Annotated in this window: 14 protein-coding genes; 7 read left to right on the forward strand and 7 right to left on the reverse strand. The window is 74.0% G+C overall.

Translation table 11 applies throughout. The annotated features are described in order from the left end of the window. Positions 1–4: 4 nt before the first annotated feature. The gene (locus ACFYML_RS04350; RefSeq protein ID WP_387419242.1) at positions 5–754 is read right to left on the reverse strand and encodes an SDR family NAD(P)-dependent oxidoreductase; all 750 of its coding nucleotides are present in this window, start codon (positions 752–754) and stop codon (positions 5–7) included. Continuing rightward, positions 745–3,375: a wax ester/triacylglycerol synthase domain-containing protein gene (locus ACFYML_RS04355; protein WP_387419243.1), complete on the reverse strand. Its 2,631-nt coding sequence runs from the start codon at positions 3,373–3,375 to the stop codon at positions 745–747. Before ACFYML_RS04355 ends, ACFYML_RS04350 begins: the two co-directional genes overlap by 10 nt. Positions 3,376–3,485: 110 nt before the next feature. Between ACFYML_RS04355 and ACFYML_RS04360 the strand changes: the two genes are divergently transcribed. The 5 genes from ACFYML_RS04360 to ACFYML_RS04380 all read left to right on the forward strand — a co-directional run bounded on the left by ACFYML_RS04360 (position 3,486) and on the right by ACFYML_RS04380 (position 8,458). Continuing rightward, entirely contained in the window at positions 3,486–4,361 is an 876-nt protein-coding gene (locus ACFYML_RS04360) for a hypothetical protein (RefSeq protein WP_387419244.1), read from the forward strand. Between the two features lie 156 nt (positions 4,362–4,517). Next, positions 4,518–5,333: a phosphatase PAP2 family protein gene (locus tag ACFYML_RS04365; protein WP_387419245.1), complete on the forward strand. Its 816-nt coding sequence runs from the start codon at positions 4,518–4,520 to the stop codon at positions 5,331–5,333. Then, positions 5,327–6,202, forward strand: coding sequence for a DMT family transporter (locus tag ACFYML_RS04370; RefSeq protein ID WP_387419246.1), 876 nt, complete (start codon positions 5,327–5,329; stop codon positions 6,200–6,202). Before ACFYML_RS04365 ends, ACFYML_RS04370 begins: the two co-directional genes overlap by 7 nt. A 70-nt stretch (positions 6,203–6,272) precedes the next feature. Next, entirely contained in the window at positions 6,273–7,019 is a 747-nt protein-coding gene (locus ACFYML_RS04375) for an N-acetyltransferase (protein ID WP_387419247.1), read from the forward strand. 125 nt (positions 7,020–7,144) lie between these two features. Further along, positions 7,145–8,458: a TIGR04013 family B12-binding domain/radical SAM domain-containing protein gene (locus ACFYML_RS04380; RefSeq protein ID WP_387419248.1), complete on the forward strand. Its 1,314-nt coding sequence runs from the start codon at positions 7,145–7,147 to the stop codon at positions 8,456–8,458. Between the two features lie 10 nt (positions 8,459–8,468). Here the strand turns inward: ACFYML_RS04380 and ACFYML_RS04385 are convergent, their stop codons facing one another. Both ACFYML_RS04385 and ACFYML_RS04390 read right to left on the reverse strand, forming a co-directional pair. Then, positions 8,469–8,801: a nuclear transport factor 2 family protein gene (locus ACFYML_RS04385; protein ID WP_387419249.1), complete on the reverse strand. Its 333-nt coding sequence runs from the start codon at positions 8,799–8,801 to the stop codon at positions 8,469–8,471. A 39-nt stretch (positions 8,802–8,840) separates the two neighbouring features. Then, positions 8,841–11,309 (reverse strand): glycoside hydrolase family 65 protein, encoded by a 2,469-nt coding sequence (locus ACFYML_RS04390; RefSeq protein ID WP_387419250.1) that lies wholly within the window; start codon positions 11,307–11,309, stop codon positions 8,841–8,843. Between the two features lie 112 nt (positions 11,310–11,421). Here ACFYML_RS04390 and ACFYML_RS04395 point away from each other — a divergent pair, with 112 nt between their 5' ends. After that, positions 11,422–12,129: a spermidine synthase gene (locus ACFYML_RS04395; RefSeq protein ID WP_387419251.1), complete on the forward strand. Its 708-nt coding sequence runs from the start codon at positions 11,422–11,424 to the stop codon at positions 12,127–12,129. Between the two features lie 83 nt (positions 12,130–12,212). Here ACFYML_RS04395 and ACFYML_RS04400 read toward each other — a convergent pair whose 3' ends face one another. The 3 genes from ACFYML_RS04400 to ACFYML_RS04410 are packed head-to-tail and all read right to left on the reverse strand — an operon-like array spanning position 12,213 to position 14,667. Then, positions 12,213–12,812: a TetR/AcrR family transcriptional regulator gene (locus tag ACFYML_RS04400; RefSeq protein WP_387419252.1), complete on the reverse strand. Its 600-nt coding sequence runs from the start codon at positions 12,810–12,812 to the stop codon at positions 12,213–12,215. Further along, the gene (locus ACFYML_RS04405; RefSeq protein ID WP_387419253.1) at positions 12,772–13,296 is read right to left on the reverse strand and encodes an SRPBCC family protein; all 525 of its coding nucleotides are present in this window, start codon (positions 13,294–13,296) and stop codon (positions 12,772–12,774) included. The genes ACFYML_RS04400 and ACFYML_RS04405 overlap by 41 nt, the downstream gene beginning before the upstream one ends. Before the next feature lie 30 nt (positions 13,297–13,326). Beyond that, positions 13,327–14,667 carry a nicotinate phosphoribosyltransferase gene (locus tag ACFYML_RS04410; protein ID WP_387419254.1) on the reverse strand — a complete coding sequence of 447 codons (1,341 nt, stop codon included), beginning with the start codon at positions 14,665–14,667 and terminating at the stop codon, positions 13,327–13,329. Positions 14,668–14,881: 214 nt separating this feature from the next. On the opposite strand from ACFYML_RS04410, the gene ACFYML_RS04415 reads away from it, so the two are divergent. Next, on the forward strand, positions 14,882–15,547 hold the full coding sequence (locus ACFYML_RS04415; protein ID WP_387419255.1) for a hypothetical protein: 666 nt from the start codon (positions 14,882–14,884) through the stop codon (positions 15,545–15,547). Positions 15,548–15,572 lie beyond the last annotated feature (25 nt).

Genomic DNA, 15,572 nt, shown 5'->3' on the forward strand with positions numbered 1-15,572 from the left:
CGGTTCACCCGAACCGGGTGGCCAGCCGGCGGTACAGCGCGGGCAGCAGCCCGCGTACCGCCACCGGCAGGCGCAGCCAACCCGGGACGTACACCTCGGCCTGGTTCCGGGTGATCGCGTCGGCCAGCGCGTCGGCCACCCGCTCCGGTGGCAGCGGGCGGGGACGGCGACGGTGGTACGGCTGGCCCCGACGGACGAAGAACGGGGTGTCCACCACCCCGGGCACGATCGTACTGACGGTCACGCCGCAGCCGGCCAGTTCCAGGCGCAGGCTCTCGGCGAAGGCGTCCAGCCCGGCCTTGCTGGCCGCGTAGACGGCTTCCCCGCCCACCCCGAGCCGCCCGGCGATCGAGCCGACGAAGACCAGATGCCCGCCGTGGTGACACATGCCGGGCAGCAGCGCCCGGGTCAGCTCGATCGGTGCGCGCAGGTTCACCGCGAGCAGCTCGTCGGCGCGCGCGTCGGCCATCCCGGCGAACGGGCCGGCCCAGCCGGTGCCGGCGTTGTTGACCAGCACGTCCACCCGGGTGTGGCGGGCCAGCGCCCGCTCGGCCAGCTCCCGGCCGGCGCCGGGCCGGGTCAGGTCGGTCAGCAGTGTGGTGACGCCGGTCTCGGCGGCGAGCCGGGCCAGCCGGTCGGCGTCCCGGCCGGCGGCGACGACCTGACTTCCGGCGTCGGCCAGCCGCCGGACGAGGGCGGCGCCGATGCCCGACGAGGCACCGGTGACCAGCACCACCGCGCCGGTCAGCCGCACCGCGGCAGCTCCGGCGGCGCCGACCCCCGCCGGGGCGGGCCGGACGTCGCGGGCGCGTCGGCCGGCCGGTCGTCGGCGACCGGCGCGCGGTCGGCCTCGGCGAGCAGGTGGGCCAGTTCGGCGTGCAGGGCGGCGACGAAGGCCGGGCCGACGTCGGCCAGCGACCCGTCCAGCAGCGCACCGACCTCGAAGGTGTCGCCGCAGCGCAGCACGCCGATCCCGACGGGCACCCCCGCCGCGAGCGCGACCACCGGGGTGGCCGTCCTGAGCGGCGCGCCGGCCAGCACCTGCGGACGCAACGGCGCCGGGACGTAGGAGACGATCACGTTGAGGTGCCGGCTGCTGTAGAACCGCCGCGCCAGGGCGGCGTGCACCGGCGCGGGCAGGTTGCCCATCGCCCGCATGACCAGGCCGGCCGCTTCGGGCTCCCCGCTGCGCAGCGCGGTCCGCAGCGACTGCCGGACCAGGGCGACCCGGAACCGGGGCGGGATGCGCCGCACCGGGAGGTCGAGGTTGACCGCACCGGTCCAGTTTCCCTGCGTCGGCGCCCGCCGCCGGGCGTCACGGGAGACCGCGAACATGGCCCGCAACCGGGGCGGCGCCGGCGCGGGATGGACCCGACCCAGCGCCCCGGCGGTCAACGCCAGCATGAGTTCGCTGGCGTGCGCCCCGCAGGCGCGGGCCGCGCGGAACACCTCGGCGGCGGGCAGGGTGGCGGTGACCAGGACCCGGCGCGGTGAGCCGAGCGGACGGTTGAGCACGGTGGCCGGCGCCGGCCCCTGGGCGGCCAGGCGGGCCAGCCCGCGTGCGGTGAGCGCGACCTGGCGGGCGGTGTCCCGGACCCGGCCGCCCAGCCCCGCGGTGTCCCGCCCTGGCCGGGCCGGTGCCTGCCCTGCCGGCTTCGCCGGCCGGGTGGTGGCCGGGTCGAGCAGCCGTTGCAGGACGCCGATCGCCGACAGACCGTCGCCGAGGCAGTGGTGCAGTTTGACCGCGACCCGGGTACGCCCGTCGGGGAGCCCGCCGAGCAGCAGGATCTGCCACGGTGGCCGGTCCAGGGCCAGCGGCTGGGACCAGAACCGGTCCACCGCGGCGCTGCCGTCGTCGCCCGGCGCGAGCCGCACCTCGGTCAGGTGGGCGGCGGGGTCGACGTACCGGTCGACCACCCAGCCGGGCCGGCGCCCCGGCCCCCGGCTGACCAGCCGGCGACGCAGGGTGGTGATCGTGGGTAGCCGCCGCGCGAGCAGCGCGGCCAGATCCTCGCGGGTGAGGGCGGTGCCGTCGGGTCGGGGCCCGAGCTCCAGCACCACACCGATCTGTTGCGCCACCGTGGCCGACTGCACGTACCGGAAGAACGCGTCCTGTGGGCGTAGCGGCCAGCTGGCCGGCTGTTCGCCGGCCGGCCCGGCGGGAGGCCCCCAGCGGGCCGGGTCGGTCGGGCGCGCCCCGTCCGGTGACGGCGCCTCGACCGGAGAGCGCGCACCGGCGACGGCCGGCAGCCCGAGGTCCGGCAGGTGCGGGTGGGCCGACGCCTGCACCGGGTGGGGTGGGTGCGGACCGACCAGCCGGGAGCGGACGAGCGCGACCAGCGCGGCCGGGTCGCGGACCGTCTCGGCCAGCCCCGCGGCGGTCATCAACGCCGCATTGGCCGCGCCGTGCGCGGCGATCGGCCGGTACATCACCACCGGCGTGCCGGTGGCCCACGCCTCGAGTGCGGTCGCTCCGCCGGCGTTGGTGACCAGCAGGTGCGCGGCCCGCAGCAGCGTGGGCATGTCGTCGACCCAGGCGCGCACCAGCAGCCGCCCGTCGGGGGTGGCCAGGCGCGCCAGCCGGTCGGCCAACTGCTGGTTGCGTCCGCAGACCGCGACGACCTGCACCGCGTCGCCGATGCCGATCAGCGGGGCGATCGCCTCCTCGACCGAGCCCAGGCTGTAGGAGCCGCAGGCGACCACCACCGCCTTCCGGTCCGGGTCGAGACCGCAGCGCCGGGCGGCCTCGGCCCGGTCACCCGGCCGGAACCGCTCGAGCACCGGGGGCGCGCAGACCCCGAGCGCCGCGCCCGGGGCGGCGACCGCCGCCACCGGCAGCGCCGCCGGGTGCACCACCATCCCCAGATCCAGCTGGGAATACACCCAGAACGGATGCGGGGCGAAATCGGACACCCAGGCTCCGACCGGTACGCCGAGACCGCGGTGCCGGCGTAGCCAGGCCAGCCCGGCACTGCCCAGCGGGTAGGTGGAGAGGATCAGGTCCGGGTCGAACGCCTCGATGACCGGGGCGAGCCGCCGCCCGGCCCAGGAGCCGGTGAACCACTTCGAGGCGTCGGCGAACCACCGGTGCCGCCACAGCGAGGACCAGAAGAACTCGTACAACCAGGGCGTCGCCCCGACATTGGTGAGGTAGGTGCGACGAAAGGTCGGGCCGACCCCCGGACCCATCGCGTCGAGGGTGTCCACCCAGCCCACCCGGCTGCCCGGCCAGAGCGCGTGGACGCGTTCCTCGAGCGCCCGGCCGGTGGCGTCGTGCCCGCCGCCGATGTCGGCGGAGACGATCAGCACGCGCCGCGCGATCGACTCGGCGGGCGGCCGGATCGGGTGACCCGGCCCGTTGTCGGGCGCGATCACCGGAGGCCCGCCGGATTCGGGCGGCACCGGGTGCGAGACCCGCGCGCTGGTGGGTATGCCAGGCGGGCATCGACCGGCCGATCCGGCGCCGACGATCTCGGGACTTCTCCATGGCCTTCGGTTTTCTGCTGGCGCTCCTCGCCGCACTGTGCAGCGCCACCGCGGCGATCCTGCAGTCGATCGGAGCGCGCCGGGTGGCGGCCATGGCGCACCTCGACCCGAGGCTGCTGTGGCGGCTGGTGCGCACCGGGCCGTACGCGGCCGGCCTGGCCCTGGACGGCGCGTCCTCCGGATTCACCTTCACCGCGCTGCGTACCGTGCCGCTTTTCGCGGTGCAGGCGGTCGGGGCGGCCAACCTCAGCCTGGTGGCGCTGATCGCCATGCTGGTGCTGCGCGTCCGGCTGGCCCCCCGGGACTGGGTGGCCATCGGTGGCGTGGTCGCCGGCCTGCTGCTGCTGGTCTTCTCGGCCGGCAGCAGCCCGCCGGCCGAGGCCTCGCCGAACGACGGCTGGTGGCTGCTCGGCGCGGTGCTCGCGCTGGCCGTCGGCGCGTACCTGGGCAGCCCCTGGATGCGAGGCCCGGCCCTGCCCGGCGTGCTGGCCGGGCTCTCCTTCGGCGCCGCGGCGGTCGGTGCCCGGCTGCTCGGCCGGGCCAGCAGTGCGGGCATGGTGCTGGCCAGCCCGGTCAGCTACACCCTGGTGCTGGCCGGAATGACCGGCGTGCTGCTCTACGCCACCGCCCTGCAGCGCGGCTCCGTCACGGTCGCTTCCGCCTCCACCATCCTCGGCCAGACCGTGGCCCCGGCGGTGGCCGGCTGGCTGGTGCTCGGTGACCGGGTGCGGCCCGGCGCCGAGCCGGTGGCGGTGCTGGGCTTCCTGCTCGCCGTCAGCGGCGCGGTCGCGCTCGCCCGGCACGCCCAGCCGCACCGGGTGGGGACCGACAGACCGGCGGACCGTGGGCGCCGGGCACCGGGTCGCGGTCGTTGACATGTCGTACGCCTCCAGCGACGAAAGGCGGAGCGCGCCACCAGCCGCCGCCCCTCGGGATGAATAGCAGCTTACCGGCGGATTTCTCCCCATCTAAGGTACTTTCAGGCTCTCGACAGCACGAGTGCCGGTTCGACCAGACGAGGGAGGAGGCGGATGGCAGCGGGAAGGTCCGCCCGGAAGCCCGACGTTCGTCCGCCTCGCCCGCTCGGTGAACCCGCCCTGGCTCCGGTACCGGCCGGCTGGTGGCTCGACGGCCTGCTGGTCGCCGCGCTCGCCGCGCTCACCGCCGCGCTGGTGTGGTGGTCGCCGCTGCTCGACGTCGACATCGCCGTACGGGACTGGTGCGACCAGCATCGGCCACCACCGGTCGCCAAGCTGATGCTGGCCTTCGACTACCTGGGCCAGGGCGGTCCGCTGACCACCCTGACCGTGGCGCTGTCGTTCTGGCTCGCCTGGCGGCACCGGACGATCCGGCCGATCATCCCGGCCGGCCTGGCCCCGATCGTGAGCACCATCCTGATCGTGGGCCTGAAGAAGTGGACCTCGCGCGGCGCCCCGCACCACGGTTCGGTGCGGTTGTTCAGCCAGGGATGGGAGGAGTTCTACCCGTCCGGGCACGTGAGCAACGGCATCGTCTACTACGGGGTGCTGGCCATGCTGCTCGCGCCGTACCTGGCGGTGCCGGTCCGGCGCGTGCTGCAGTGGCTGCCCGGTGTGCTGGTGGTCATCGGCACCACCTACCTCGGCTACCACTGGCTCACCGACAGCATCGGCGGCTACCTGCTCGGGCTGCTGATCATCCGGTTCCTGCTGCGGGTGCCGTGGCGGACCCTCCGCCTGCCCCGCCGACTCGACCGGCCGCCCCCCAGCGACCACCAGGTCTACTCGCACGCCTACCGGGAAGGGCCGCCGGGTTCGCACCACCGTTGGGGGCAGGTACGCATGATCGGGCCGGAACGCCCATGCTGACCGCCGACGTGCTGGCCGGAACCCCACTCGCCCTCGGTGCCGCCGCGGCGTTCGGGGCGTCCTCGGTGCTGCAGTTCCGCGCCTCCCACCGTGCTCCCGAGAGTCCGGCCGGGCGACCCAGCCTGCTGCTGCACCTGATACGCCAACCCGAATGGCGCTGGTCGGTGGTGCTCGCCGCCGGCGCCTTCGGCCTGCAGGTCGGCGCGCTCAGCCTGATGCCGCTGATCCTCGTGCAGCCGCTGCTGATCACCGGACTGGTCTGGTACATCCTGCTGCACTCGCTCACCGAGCACAGGCGCCCGGACCTCAGGATCATGCTGGAAGCGGTGCTCTGCCTGGTCGCGCTCTCGGCGTTCCTGCTGATCGCCCAGCCGACCGCCGGACAGGGCAAGGGGCTGGGAACGCTCTCGTCGGCCCTGCTGCTGGGCGTCGCGGTGGTCGGGGCGGTCGCGTTGTGCCTGGCGGCCGCCGTCGGGCTGGGCCGCAAGTGGCGCCCGCTGCCGCTGGCCCTGGCCGCCGGCGTCTGCTACGGCGTCACCGCCGGCCTGATCAGCAGCCTCGCCTTCCACTACAACGGCAGCCCGCTGAGCGTGTTCGGGCATTGGCAGACGTACGGGCTCATGATCCTGGGTCCGTTCGGCGTGCTGCTGAGCCAGAACGCCTACCAGGCCGGTCCGCTGGGCGCGCCGGCCCTGGCCACGATCATCGTGGCCGACCCACTGGTGTCGCTCGCCGTCGGCCTGCTCTGGCTGGACGAGCGGATCCAGGCGGGACCGGGAGACCTGATCGGCGAGATCCTGGCCCTGGCCGTGCTGGCCGGCGCCGTCTTCCTGCTCGCCCGGCGGGCCCCCCACGTGGACAAGGAGTAGCCGGTGGCGGGCCGAGCCGGAGCGCGAAATTGAGGTGCCCGGTCGCGGCCCGGCGCTCTAGGTTTCCGCCGTGACCCTCGACATCGTGAGCCTCGCCGAGCGCCCCGACCTCGCCCCGCTGCTCGACGAGGACTTCGACGGGGCGTGGCCGCAGTTCATGCTCTGGGACCCGATGGCGCCCGTCTACTACGGCGTCGCCCACGACCTCTATCCGGAGTTCGTCTTCGCCGCCGTCGACTCCGCCGACCCGGGGCGTGCCGTCGCGCGGGCGTACGCCGTGCCGCTGCGCTGGACGGAGGCGGAGCTGCCCGACGGCGGCTGGGACCGGGTCATCCAGCGAGCCACCATCACCCGCCTCACCGGGGCCACCCCGAACATCGTCTCGGCCCTGGAGATCTGCATCCGGCCGGACCAGCGCGGACGCGGCCTCTCCGCGCGGATGCTCACCGCCATGCGGGAGGCCGCCGCGAAGCTCGGCTACGACACGCTGGTCGCCCCGGTCCGCCCCAGCGGCAAGCACACCCACCCCGACCTGCCGATGACCGAGTACGCGGCGCAGGTCCGCGCGGACGGCCTGCCGGTCGACCCGTGGCTGCGGGTGCACGTCCGGGCCGGCGGGCGCATCGAGCGGGTCGCCACCCGGTCCATGATGATCAGCGGGACGCTCGCCGACTGGCGCTCCTGGACGGGCCTGCCGTTCGACACCAGCGGCCCGGTGCACGTGCCGGGCGCGCTCGTGCCGGTGCACTGCGACGTGACGCACGACCACGCCGTTTACGTCGAGCCCAACGTCTGGGTCCGGCACCGGCTCCAGTGAGCCGGCGCGGTCCCGGAGGGAGCACGGCAGCGATGTGGTGACGGGGTACGACGAGTCCGGCAGCGTCCGGCCGAGCCCGGCGGGCCAGCGGCTGCGGGGCGTGCCCGGCTGGCACAATCGCCGCCATGGATGGTCCCGAGCTGGTGCTGGTGCTGCGGTACCGCAAGGCGGTGACGTACGGGCTGCACGTCCTGCTCGGCGCGCTGGAGCAGCACGAGACCGGTACCCGGTACGAGGTGCGCTTCGGCGAGACCCCGGAGGCGACCGCGGCGCACATCCGGGCGGCGTCCGCCACGGCCAGCCGGGTGCTGGTGCTGTGGTCGTTCTATTCCCCCGACGCCGAGGCGCTGGCCCGGGAACTGGCGCAGATCCGGGCCCTGGCCGACGCACCGAACGTGGCGCACCTCGCCGGCGGCGTCCACGCGACCGCCGAGCCGGTGCAGACCCTGGACGCCGGCTGGGACATCGCCGCGGTCGGGGAGGGCGAGACCACGCTGCTGAGCCTGGTGGACGCGGTCGGCGAGCCGACCGGCATCCCCGGGCTCGCCTACCGCGACGCCGCCGGCGCCGTGGTGCGGACCGGGCGCCCGCAGCGCCGACCGCTCGACGAGTTTCGCGGCTTCTCGCTGAGGTGGGACCGGTTCAACGCCTTGGAGATCACCCGGGGTTGTGTCTTCTCGTGCCGGTTCTGCCAGACCCCGTTCATGTTCTCAGCCAGGTTCCGGCACCGCAGCGTGGCCAACGTCCGCCGGCACGTCGACGCCATGCGGCGGCGGGGGCTGCGCGACGTCCGGTTCATCACCCCGACCGCCCTGTCGTACGGGAGTCAGACCGACGAGCCGAACCTGGACGCGGTCGAGGAACTCCTGGCGTCCTGCCGGGAGGGGATCGGCCCGGACGGGCGGGTCTTCTTCGGCTCGTTCCCCAGCGAGATCCGGCCCGAGCACGTCTCGCGGGAGGCGCTGCGCCTGGTCCGGAAGTACTGCGCCAACAACAACATCATCGTGGGCGCGCAGTCCGGCTCGGACCGGGTGCTCGACGCGGCGAAGCGGGGACACGGCGTCGAGGAGGTGAAGCGGGCCGTCCGCCTCGGCGTTGAGGAAGGTTTCCGGATCAACGTGGACATGATCTTCGGAATGCCGGGTGAGAATCAGGCCGACGTCGACGCCTCCCTGGGTCTGGCCCGCGAGCTGGCCGACCTCGGCGCCCGGATCCACGCGCACACCTTCATGCCGCTGCCCGGCACGCCGTGGCGGGACGCGCCGCCCGGCGACGTGGCCCCAGAGACGATCAGGGAGGTGGACCGACTCTCCCAGCGCGGCGCCCTCTACGGCCACTGGCAGCGGCAACGCGACCACGCCGCCCGGCTGGCCGCGGCGGCCGAGGCCTACCCCCGCCCGGGAAAGAGCCGCACCATCCTGCCCCTCGCCGACCGCTGACCGGCGCTGGTCACGGCCGGATGTCAAGGGCGCCGATCAGACCGTCCCGCAGCGTGAAGCGGTGCCGCAGCCGGACCGGGCTGCCCGGAAACGTCCCCGAGACCAGGGTCCTGACCACCACGTTGCCACCGGCCTCCTCCTCGACCGCCTCGGGAATCGCCTTGTAGTCGAACTCGGCCGCGGTCCGCTCGCGCCAGGCCCGGATCGCCGCCGGGCCCTGGTAGGTCCGGTCCTCGTCGGCCACGAGCGCGTCATCGGTGAAGCAGGAGACGAAGGCGTCGATGTCGGGTTCGGCGCTCAGCTGGTAGTAGCGGACGATCACCTCGGGAACCGTGACGGTCATGCTGCTCTCCTCAGGTCGTGACCGGTTCGTCGTGGCTGACTACCACGAACGCGCGTTGGTAGGCGTCGCGGCGTCGTGCAGCGCGACCTCGACGGTCGTCCCGGGCGGCAGCGGGAAGGACTCCCCCCGTACGGCCACCGGAACGGGCTGGCCCGCCCCCGGGGCGGCGGAGATCCGCAGCCCCTCGTGGTCCACGTGCAGGAAGATCAGCTGGTTGCGGTAGCGGATCACGCAGTCGAGTTCGTCGAGGCCGTCGGGCAGCAGCGGGTTGAGCCGCAGGACGTCGCCGCGGACCTCCAGGCCGGTGTAGCACCGCTGCAGGATGTCCAGCGTGCCGGCGGCGGCGCCGAGGTGAATGCCGTTGCGGGTCGAGCTGTGCTGCGGATCCGTGAGGTCGGTGCCGAGGGCGGTGGTCAACATCTCGTACGAGCGGCGACGGTCCGTGCGGGCCAGCACCCACGCGTGGGCGACCCGGCTGAGCGTGGAACCGTGGGTGGTGCGGGACAGGTAGTAGTCGACGACGGCGGGGATCCGGGTCGGGTCGAACTCGTACCCCAGGCCGCGCACCAGCCCGGTGAGCTCCTCGGCGCTGAACAGGTACAGCAGCATCAGCACGTCGGCCTGCTTGGAGATCTTGTACCGGTTCGCGTCGTCGCCCTCGGCCTGCAGCAGCGAACCCAGCTGCCGCAGGTCGCCGTACCGCCGCCGGTACCGGTCCCAGTCCAGCTCCGCCAGGTCGCCGTAGCCCTCGAACTGGGCGAGGATGCCGTCGTCGAGGAAGGCCAGCCGTAGCCGGCCCCGGATGTGCGCCCACCGGCGCCGCTCGTCGTCCGCCGGGGCGACCTTCCGCCACGGCGCCACCCCCGGATGCCGGCCGAGGATCGCGCAGGCCTCCTCGGCGCGGCCGAGCACCCAGGCGACCATCACGTTGACGTACGCGGAGTTGTCCAGCCCCTGCCCCGGCCGACCCGGGTAGCCGTCGTGGAACTCGTCCGGACCCATCACCCCGCGGATGTCGTACCGGTCGTCGGCCGGGTCGTAGGTGGCCAGTCCGGCCCAGAACCGTGCGGTCTCGACCAGCATTTCCAGCCCGGAGTGGGCGAGGAACGGCAGGTCGCCCGTCGTCTCCCAGTACCGCCACACGCAGTAGGCCACGGCCAGGTTGACATGCTGCTGCCGGCCGCTGTGGTCCGCCACCCACTCCCCGGTCACCGGCGAACGCGACCGGGACGGACTGTCGTCCCGGCCGCTGTCGCCGCTCTGCCAGGGAAACAGGGCGCCGGCCATGCCCGCCGCGGCCGCCTGCCGCCGGGCCGCCGGCAGCCGCCGGTACCGGTAGGCCAGCAGCGCCCGGGTCAGCTCCGGCATCCGCAGATTCAGGTACGGGTAGACGAACAGCTCGTCCCAGAAGATGTGCCCGTGGTAGCCCTCGCCGTGCAGTCCCCGGGCGGGCACCCCGGCGTCCAGGTCGATCACGTGCGGTGACAGCGTCTGCAGCAGATGGAACGTCTGCACCCGGATCGGCACCTGCCAGGCATGCTCCTCGCCGACGTCCAGCCGGAACCGCTCCCACAGCTGGGTCCACGCCGTGGCGTGGTCGGCCAGCACCATGTCGAAGGTCCCCGCGTGCCGCAGTTCCCGGCGGGCGGCCGTCAACGGCTCGGAGACCACCCGGTCGCGGTTGGAGAAGATCGTCACGGTCTTCTCCACGACCACCCGGTCTCCGGGAGTCACGTCGACGCCGATCACCTGGCTCACGTCGTTCGGTCCGTGGGCCGCCGCCAGCCTGAGGTGGGCGACGCCGGCACCGCTGACCCTGGTACGCGCCGCCACGGCCACCTGGTGTCGGGACGTGGTCGTCACCGCCGTCAACCAGACGGTCTCGGCGTCGTCCCCGCCGGTGGTCACGTCCGTGAGGTGCCGACCGCAGCTGCCCGCCTCCGCCGGCGCGTTCGCGTTGACCACCCCACCGTCGAGGCCCGACCTGATCTCCAACCGGCCGGACCAGTTCTCCGCGACGATGCTCGTCTCCAGCGCCGCCAGGTGGGGACTCGCCAGCGACACCAGCCGTCGCTGCCGGACCCGGGTACGCCGCTCGTCCCGGTCGACCACCAGCAGCTCCCGCAGGTACAGCCCGCGCCGCAGATCCAGCATGTGATGTTCGTGCTCCCGCCGCCCCTGCCCCGGCGCGAACCAGTCCCCGCCGGCGGGACGGAACGTCAACGGGAGCCAGTTCGGCAGGTTGACGATGCCCTCGTCGCTGTCCGGCCGATCGGCCCCGTACAGCCGGTTGTGGAAACCGGCGAGGTAGGTGCCGGGATAGTGGACGCCGTCGGCGGAGGCCTCCGGGGCCGCCCCGCGGGTGGCCAGGTAGCCGTTGCCGAGGGTCAGCATCGTCTCCCGGGTGCCTTCCTCGGCCGGTGCCGCACCGTCCTGGTACGCCAACACCCAGCCGGCCGGCGGAGGCCGGCTGCACAGCTCACACCCAGGGTCCACGTTCGCCGGCACCCCGCACTCCCCTTCCACGGCGCGGTGCCGTTTCCCCGTTTCCCGCGCGTCAAACTCCCGGACGCCGGTAAATCGGGCGCTGAGGCACATTGCGCCGGCATAGGTTGGCCGGGTGAATCAAGCGGTTGCGGTGGTTGATCGGGTGGTGACCGAGCGGGGCGAGCTCGTCCTGCGGCAGTGCGGCGGGCATTTCGAGATCGTCAGCAACGGGGTGTTCCTCATGGACACCCGGGCCGGCGCGTCGGAGCGGCTGCTCGTCCGGAAGGCACTCGAGCTGGTACGGCCGGGGGCGCGGGTGCTGATCGGCGGGCTCGGGGTGGGGTTCTCGCTGGCCGAGGCGGCGGCCTCGGCCGTGCCGGCGGAGATCGTGGTCCTGGAGATCGAGGAGACGCTCATCGGGTGGCACCGCGACCAGCTGGCCGCCTACAGCGGGCACGCCCTGCACGACGCCCGCGTGCGGATCGTGAACCGCGACATGCTGGCCTGGCTGCGGAGCACCGACGAGGCCTTCGACGCCATCTGCCTCGACATCGACAACGGCCCGGACTGGACCGTGTTCCCCGGCAACGCCACCCTGTACGACGCGGACGGCACGGCGCTGCTGCGCGACCGGCTCGCCGCCGACGGCGTACTGGCCGTCTGGAGCGCCTCGGCCGCACCGGCGTACGCCGAGCGGCTGGCGGAGGTAATCGGTCCGGTCACCACGCACCTGGTCGAGGTGCCGCGCGGCGAACCGGACGTGGTCTATCTGGCCCGCCGCACCGGCCCTGGCCGTCCCGGGCCGTCCCGCAGCCCTGGCTGCCCGAGCCGGAGTGGATGATCCGCCGGCGGACCGCCCAGCAGCAGGTGCCAGCCGGGCGGAGCGGTGAGCCGGTGCAGCGAAATCGAGGCGCTGCCAGCGGCTCACCCGTTCGCCGGGGGCGGTGCCGTGACGAGCTGCGCGAACAGGTCGGCGGCGGCGTCCAGAACGTCCCGGTCACCGGTGATCAGCAGGTCCAGCAGCAGGCCGCGGGTCGCGGCGAGGCTCAGCCGGGCCCGGCGGCGGGCCTCCGCGTGGTCGTATCCGAGCTGGACGAACAGCTCCTCGACGGGGCTCGCCCAGGCGGCGATGACCGAGGCCCGGAACGGCTCGGTCCAGGATCGGCCGTACAGCGCGTGCGCGTAGATCTCGAAGAACAGCCGTTCCGCCGGGGCCAGCGCCGGGTCGGCGAGGCGCCGCCAGAAGCGCCGGCTCACCTCGACCGGATCATCGGTCTCCGTGGCGAGGGCGGTGAGCGCGGCCCGTTGCTCGGCCTCGATCCGCCGGACCACCTCGGTGAGCAGGCCCTCCCGGCTGCCGAAATGGTAGATCAGCATGCGGTGGCTGGTGCCCGTCCCGGCGGCGATCTCGCGGAGGCTGAGCTGGCTGAACCCGCCCTCCTTCAGGAAGCTGACGCACCGGTCGAGCAGCGCCTCGCAGGCGTCACCGGCCACCGGTGGACGCCGCGCCGTCGTCCGTCGCATCCGCGGCACCGGCCGGCGACGCCACGGTGCCCGACTCGGCAGCCGGGGACGACGATGCCACGGCTTCCGACTCGGCGGCCGCCTTGAGCCCGGCCGCCTCCATCCGCAGGTACCGTCGCGTCCGCGCCGCAGTCAGCAGCGCGACCAGCCAGGCGAGGGCGCCGGTCTGCTGGATGCCGATGCTGATCCGAGTCGTCCCGTCGGGCTGGCCCTCCACCCGGTGGTAGGCGATGGTGTGCACTCCGGGCGCGTGCGCGTCCCAGACGAACGACGCGCCCGGTCGTAGCTCGCAGACCCGCCACACCGTCGGCGGCAGGCCGGGCTGGCGGATCCGGAACCGGCTGCCCATCTCCAGGGATGGCCTGTCGAGCGGCTCCACGGTGGACATGGATGCCGTCCATCGTGGATAGCTCGTCACGTTCGCCAGCGCGGCCCAGGCGTGCTCGGGGGCCGCCGTGGTGGCGATCGTCTCCGCGTAGTTCATGTACCAGATGGTACACAGCGGCGGCGATCGTCAATAGCTGCCACCTCGGCCCAGCTGCGCGGTGACCCGCTCCTGCAGGGCGGTCAGCGCCGGGCTGACCGCGACGGCGAGCGGCGCGGGATCGGCCAGCCGCCGCGCCCCCGCCGGCAGCCAGGCGAGGTCGGCGTCGAACCGGCGGCGGGCGGCTCGCACCTCGCCGGCGGGGTCGGCGTTCTCGAGGCGCCGGCCGTCGCGCATGACCGGCGCCAGCAGCGGCTCGCGATCCGCCGGGGGCGGCTCGTCGCGCAGCCCGACCAGATCCCCGTCGGCGCCGGTGGGATCGCGGAACACTTGCTTGGGGCCGGGCAGGGTGGCCTTGCCGGGCGAGAGTTTGAGCACCGGCCGGTCGCCGTAGGCGACCAGTTTGTAGGCGCTGTCCAGCGACGGTGCGTCGTAGGAGACGCCCATCTTTGTACCCACGCCGTACCCGTCGATCGGGGCGCCCTGGGCGACGAGCGCCGCGATGACGTCCTCGTCCAGGCTGCCGCTGGCGACGATCCGGGCCTGCCGCAGCCCGGCCTCGTCCAGGAACGCGCGGGCCTGCCGGGCCAACGCCGCCAGGTCGCCGGAGTCGAGCCGCACGGCCATCGGGCCGGTCAGCCCGAGTTCGGTGACGACGTCCACGGCGGCCCGGACGCCGGCGGGCGTGTCGTAGGTGTCCACGAGGAAGATCGGGTTCGTCGGGAAGTCGGCGGCGAACGCGCGGAACGCCGCCCGCTCGTCGGGGAACGCCTCGACGTAGGAGTGGGCCATCGTCCCGGACGGGGTGAGCCCGTAACGCCGGGCGGCCTCGACGTGGCTGGTCGCGGTGAAGCCGGCGATGGCCGACGCCCGCGCCACGCCCGCCCCGGCCTCGATGCCGTGCGTCCGCCGGAACGCGAAGTCGATCAGCTGTGCGTCGCCGGCGGCCAGCCGGCAGCGGGCCGCCTTGGTGGCCACCGTGGTGTGGAAGGTGATCAGGTTCAGCACCCCGGTCTCCACCAGCTGCGCCTCCGCGATGGGCGCGGTCACCTCCAGCAGCGGCTCGTCGGCGAAGACCACGCGACCCTCGGGTACGGCCCGGACGTCGCCGGTGAACCGCAGGCCGGCGAGCGCCGCCAGGGTCGCCGGGTCGAGCCCGGCCACCTCGCGCAGATAACCCAGCTCGTCGTCGTCGAAGGTGAAGCTCTCCAGGAAGTCCAGCGCCTCGGCCAGGCCGGCCGCGACCAGGAAACCGCGCCGGTGCGGCAGGCGGCGCACGAAGAGGCTGAAGGTGGCCGGCTCGGTCATGCCGCGGCGCAGGTAGCTGGCCGCCATCCGCAGCTCGTACAGGTCGGTCCGCAGTCCGCTCATGTCACCCCCTCGACCACGCCACCACTGTGGTGGACGCGGTGGCGGCGCGTACGGCAAACGGAGATCCTGCGGCAGCCCCGCACCGCGTCGAAGGTGCCGACGGATCCACCGGTTGACGGCCAGGCGGGATTTCCCGCATCGCGTTTGACGAACTCATCGGGACGTGGGTCCGGTTCGGCGGGCGGGCGGGCACCAGCGGGCCTAGAGTGTGGGAATGGGGGAAGCGGTTGCCGCGTCCGCGGTGGCCATCATGGCTGCCGTGATGGGTGGCGTCCCGACGCCGACACCGACGCCCAGCCCGCGGGTGGACGCGACCCCCGTGCTGACCTCGACCCCGTTCGGTGCGCTGCCCGGGCAGCAGGTCACCCACACCGTCACGATCGCCGGCACGGCGACCCTCGTCGCCGCGCGGATCACCTTCACCACCACCGCGGATCTGGAGACGGTCACGGCGCGTGCCCAGCCGGGTTGGTGCGCGGTGACCGCCCGCGAGGTGGTCTGCGACCTCGGTGACGTACGGCTGGCCAGCGGCTCGCCGGCGCCGCGGATCACGATCACCGGCCGGGTCCGTCCCGGTGCGGCGCCCGGCACCGTGGTCCGTAACCGGGTCGGCCTCACCTCCGAGCAGGTGCCGGAGAACGAGGCCCAGATCGCCAGCAACGCCTACCTGGTGCCCGGCTCGACCGCGACCCCCATCGACCCGCCGGTCGAGCCGCAGGCGGCGACGGTCGACCCGACGCCGGCCCGGTCGATGCGGGTGCCCACCGTGCTGGCGGTGGTGGTGGCGGGCTTGGCCGCGGCCGGGGCGGTGGTGACCCGTCGGCGGTTGCGGCGGCGTCGCGCGGAAGGTGTTACGACTGGGCGGCCGGATCCGATGTAGCAGGCGGAGGCAGGCGGCGTCAGGA

The sequence above is a fragment of the Micromonospora sp. NPDC007230 genome (assembly GCF_042869115.1).
Taxonomy (GTDB): Bacteria; Actinomycetota; Actinomycetes; order Mycobacteriales; family Micromonosporaceae; genus Micromonospora.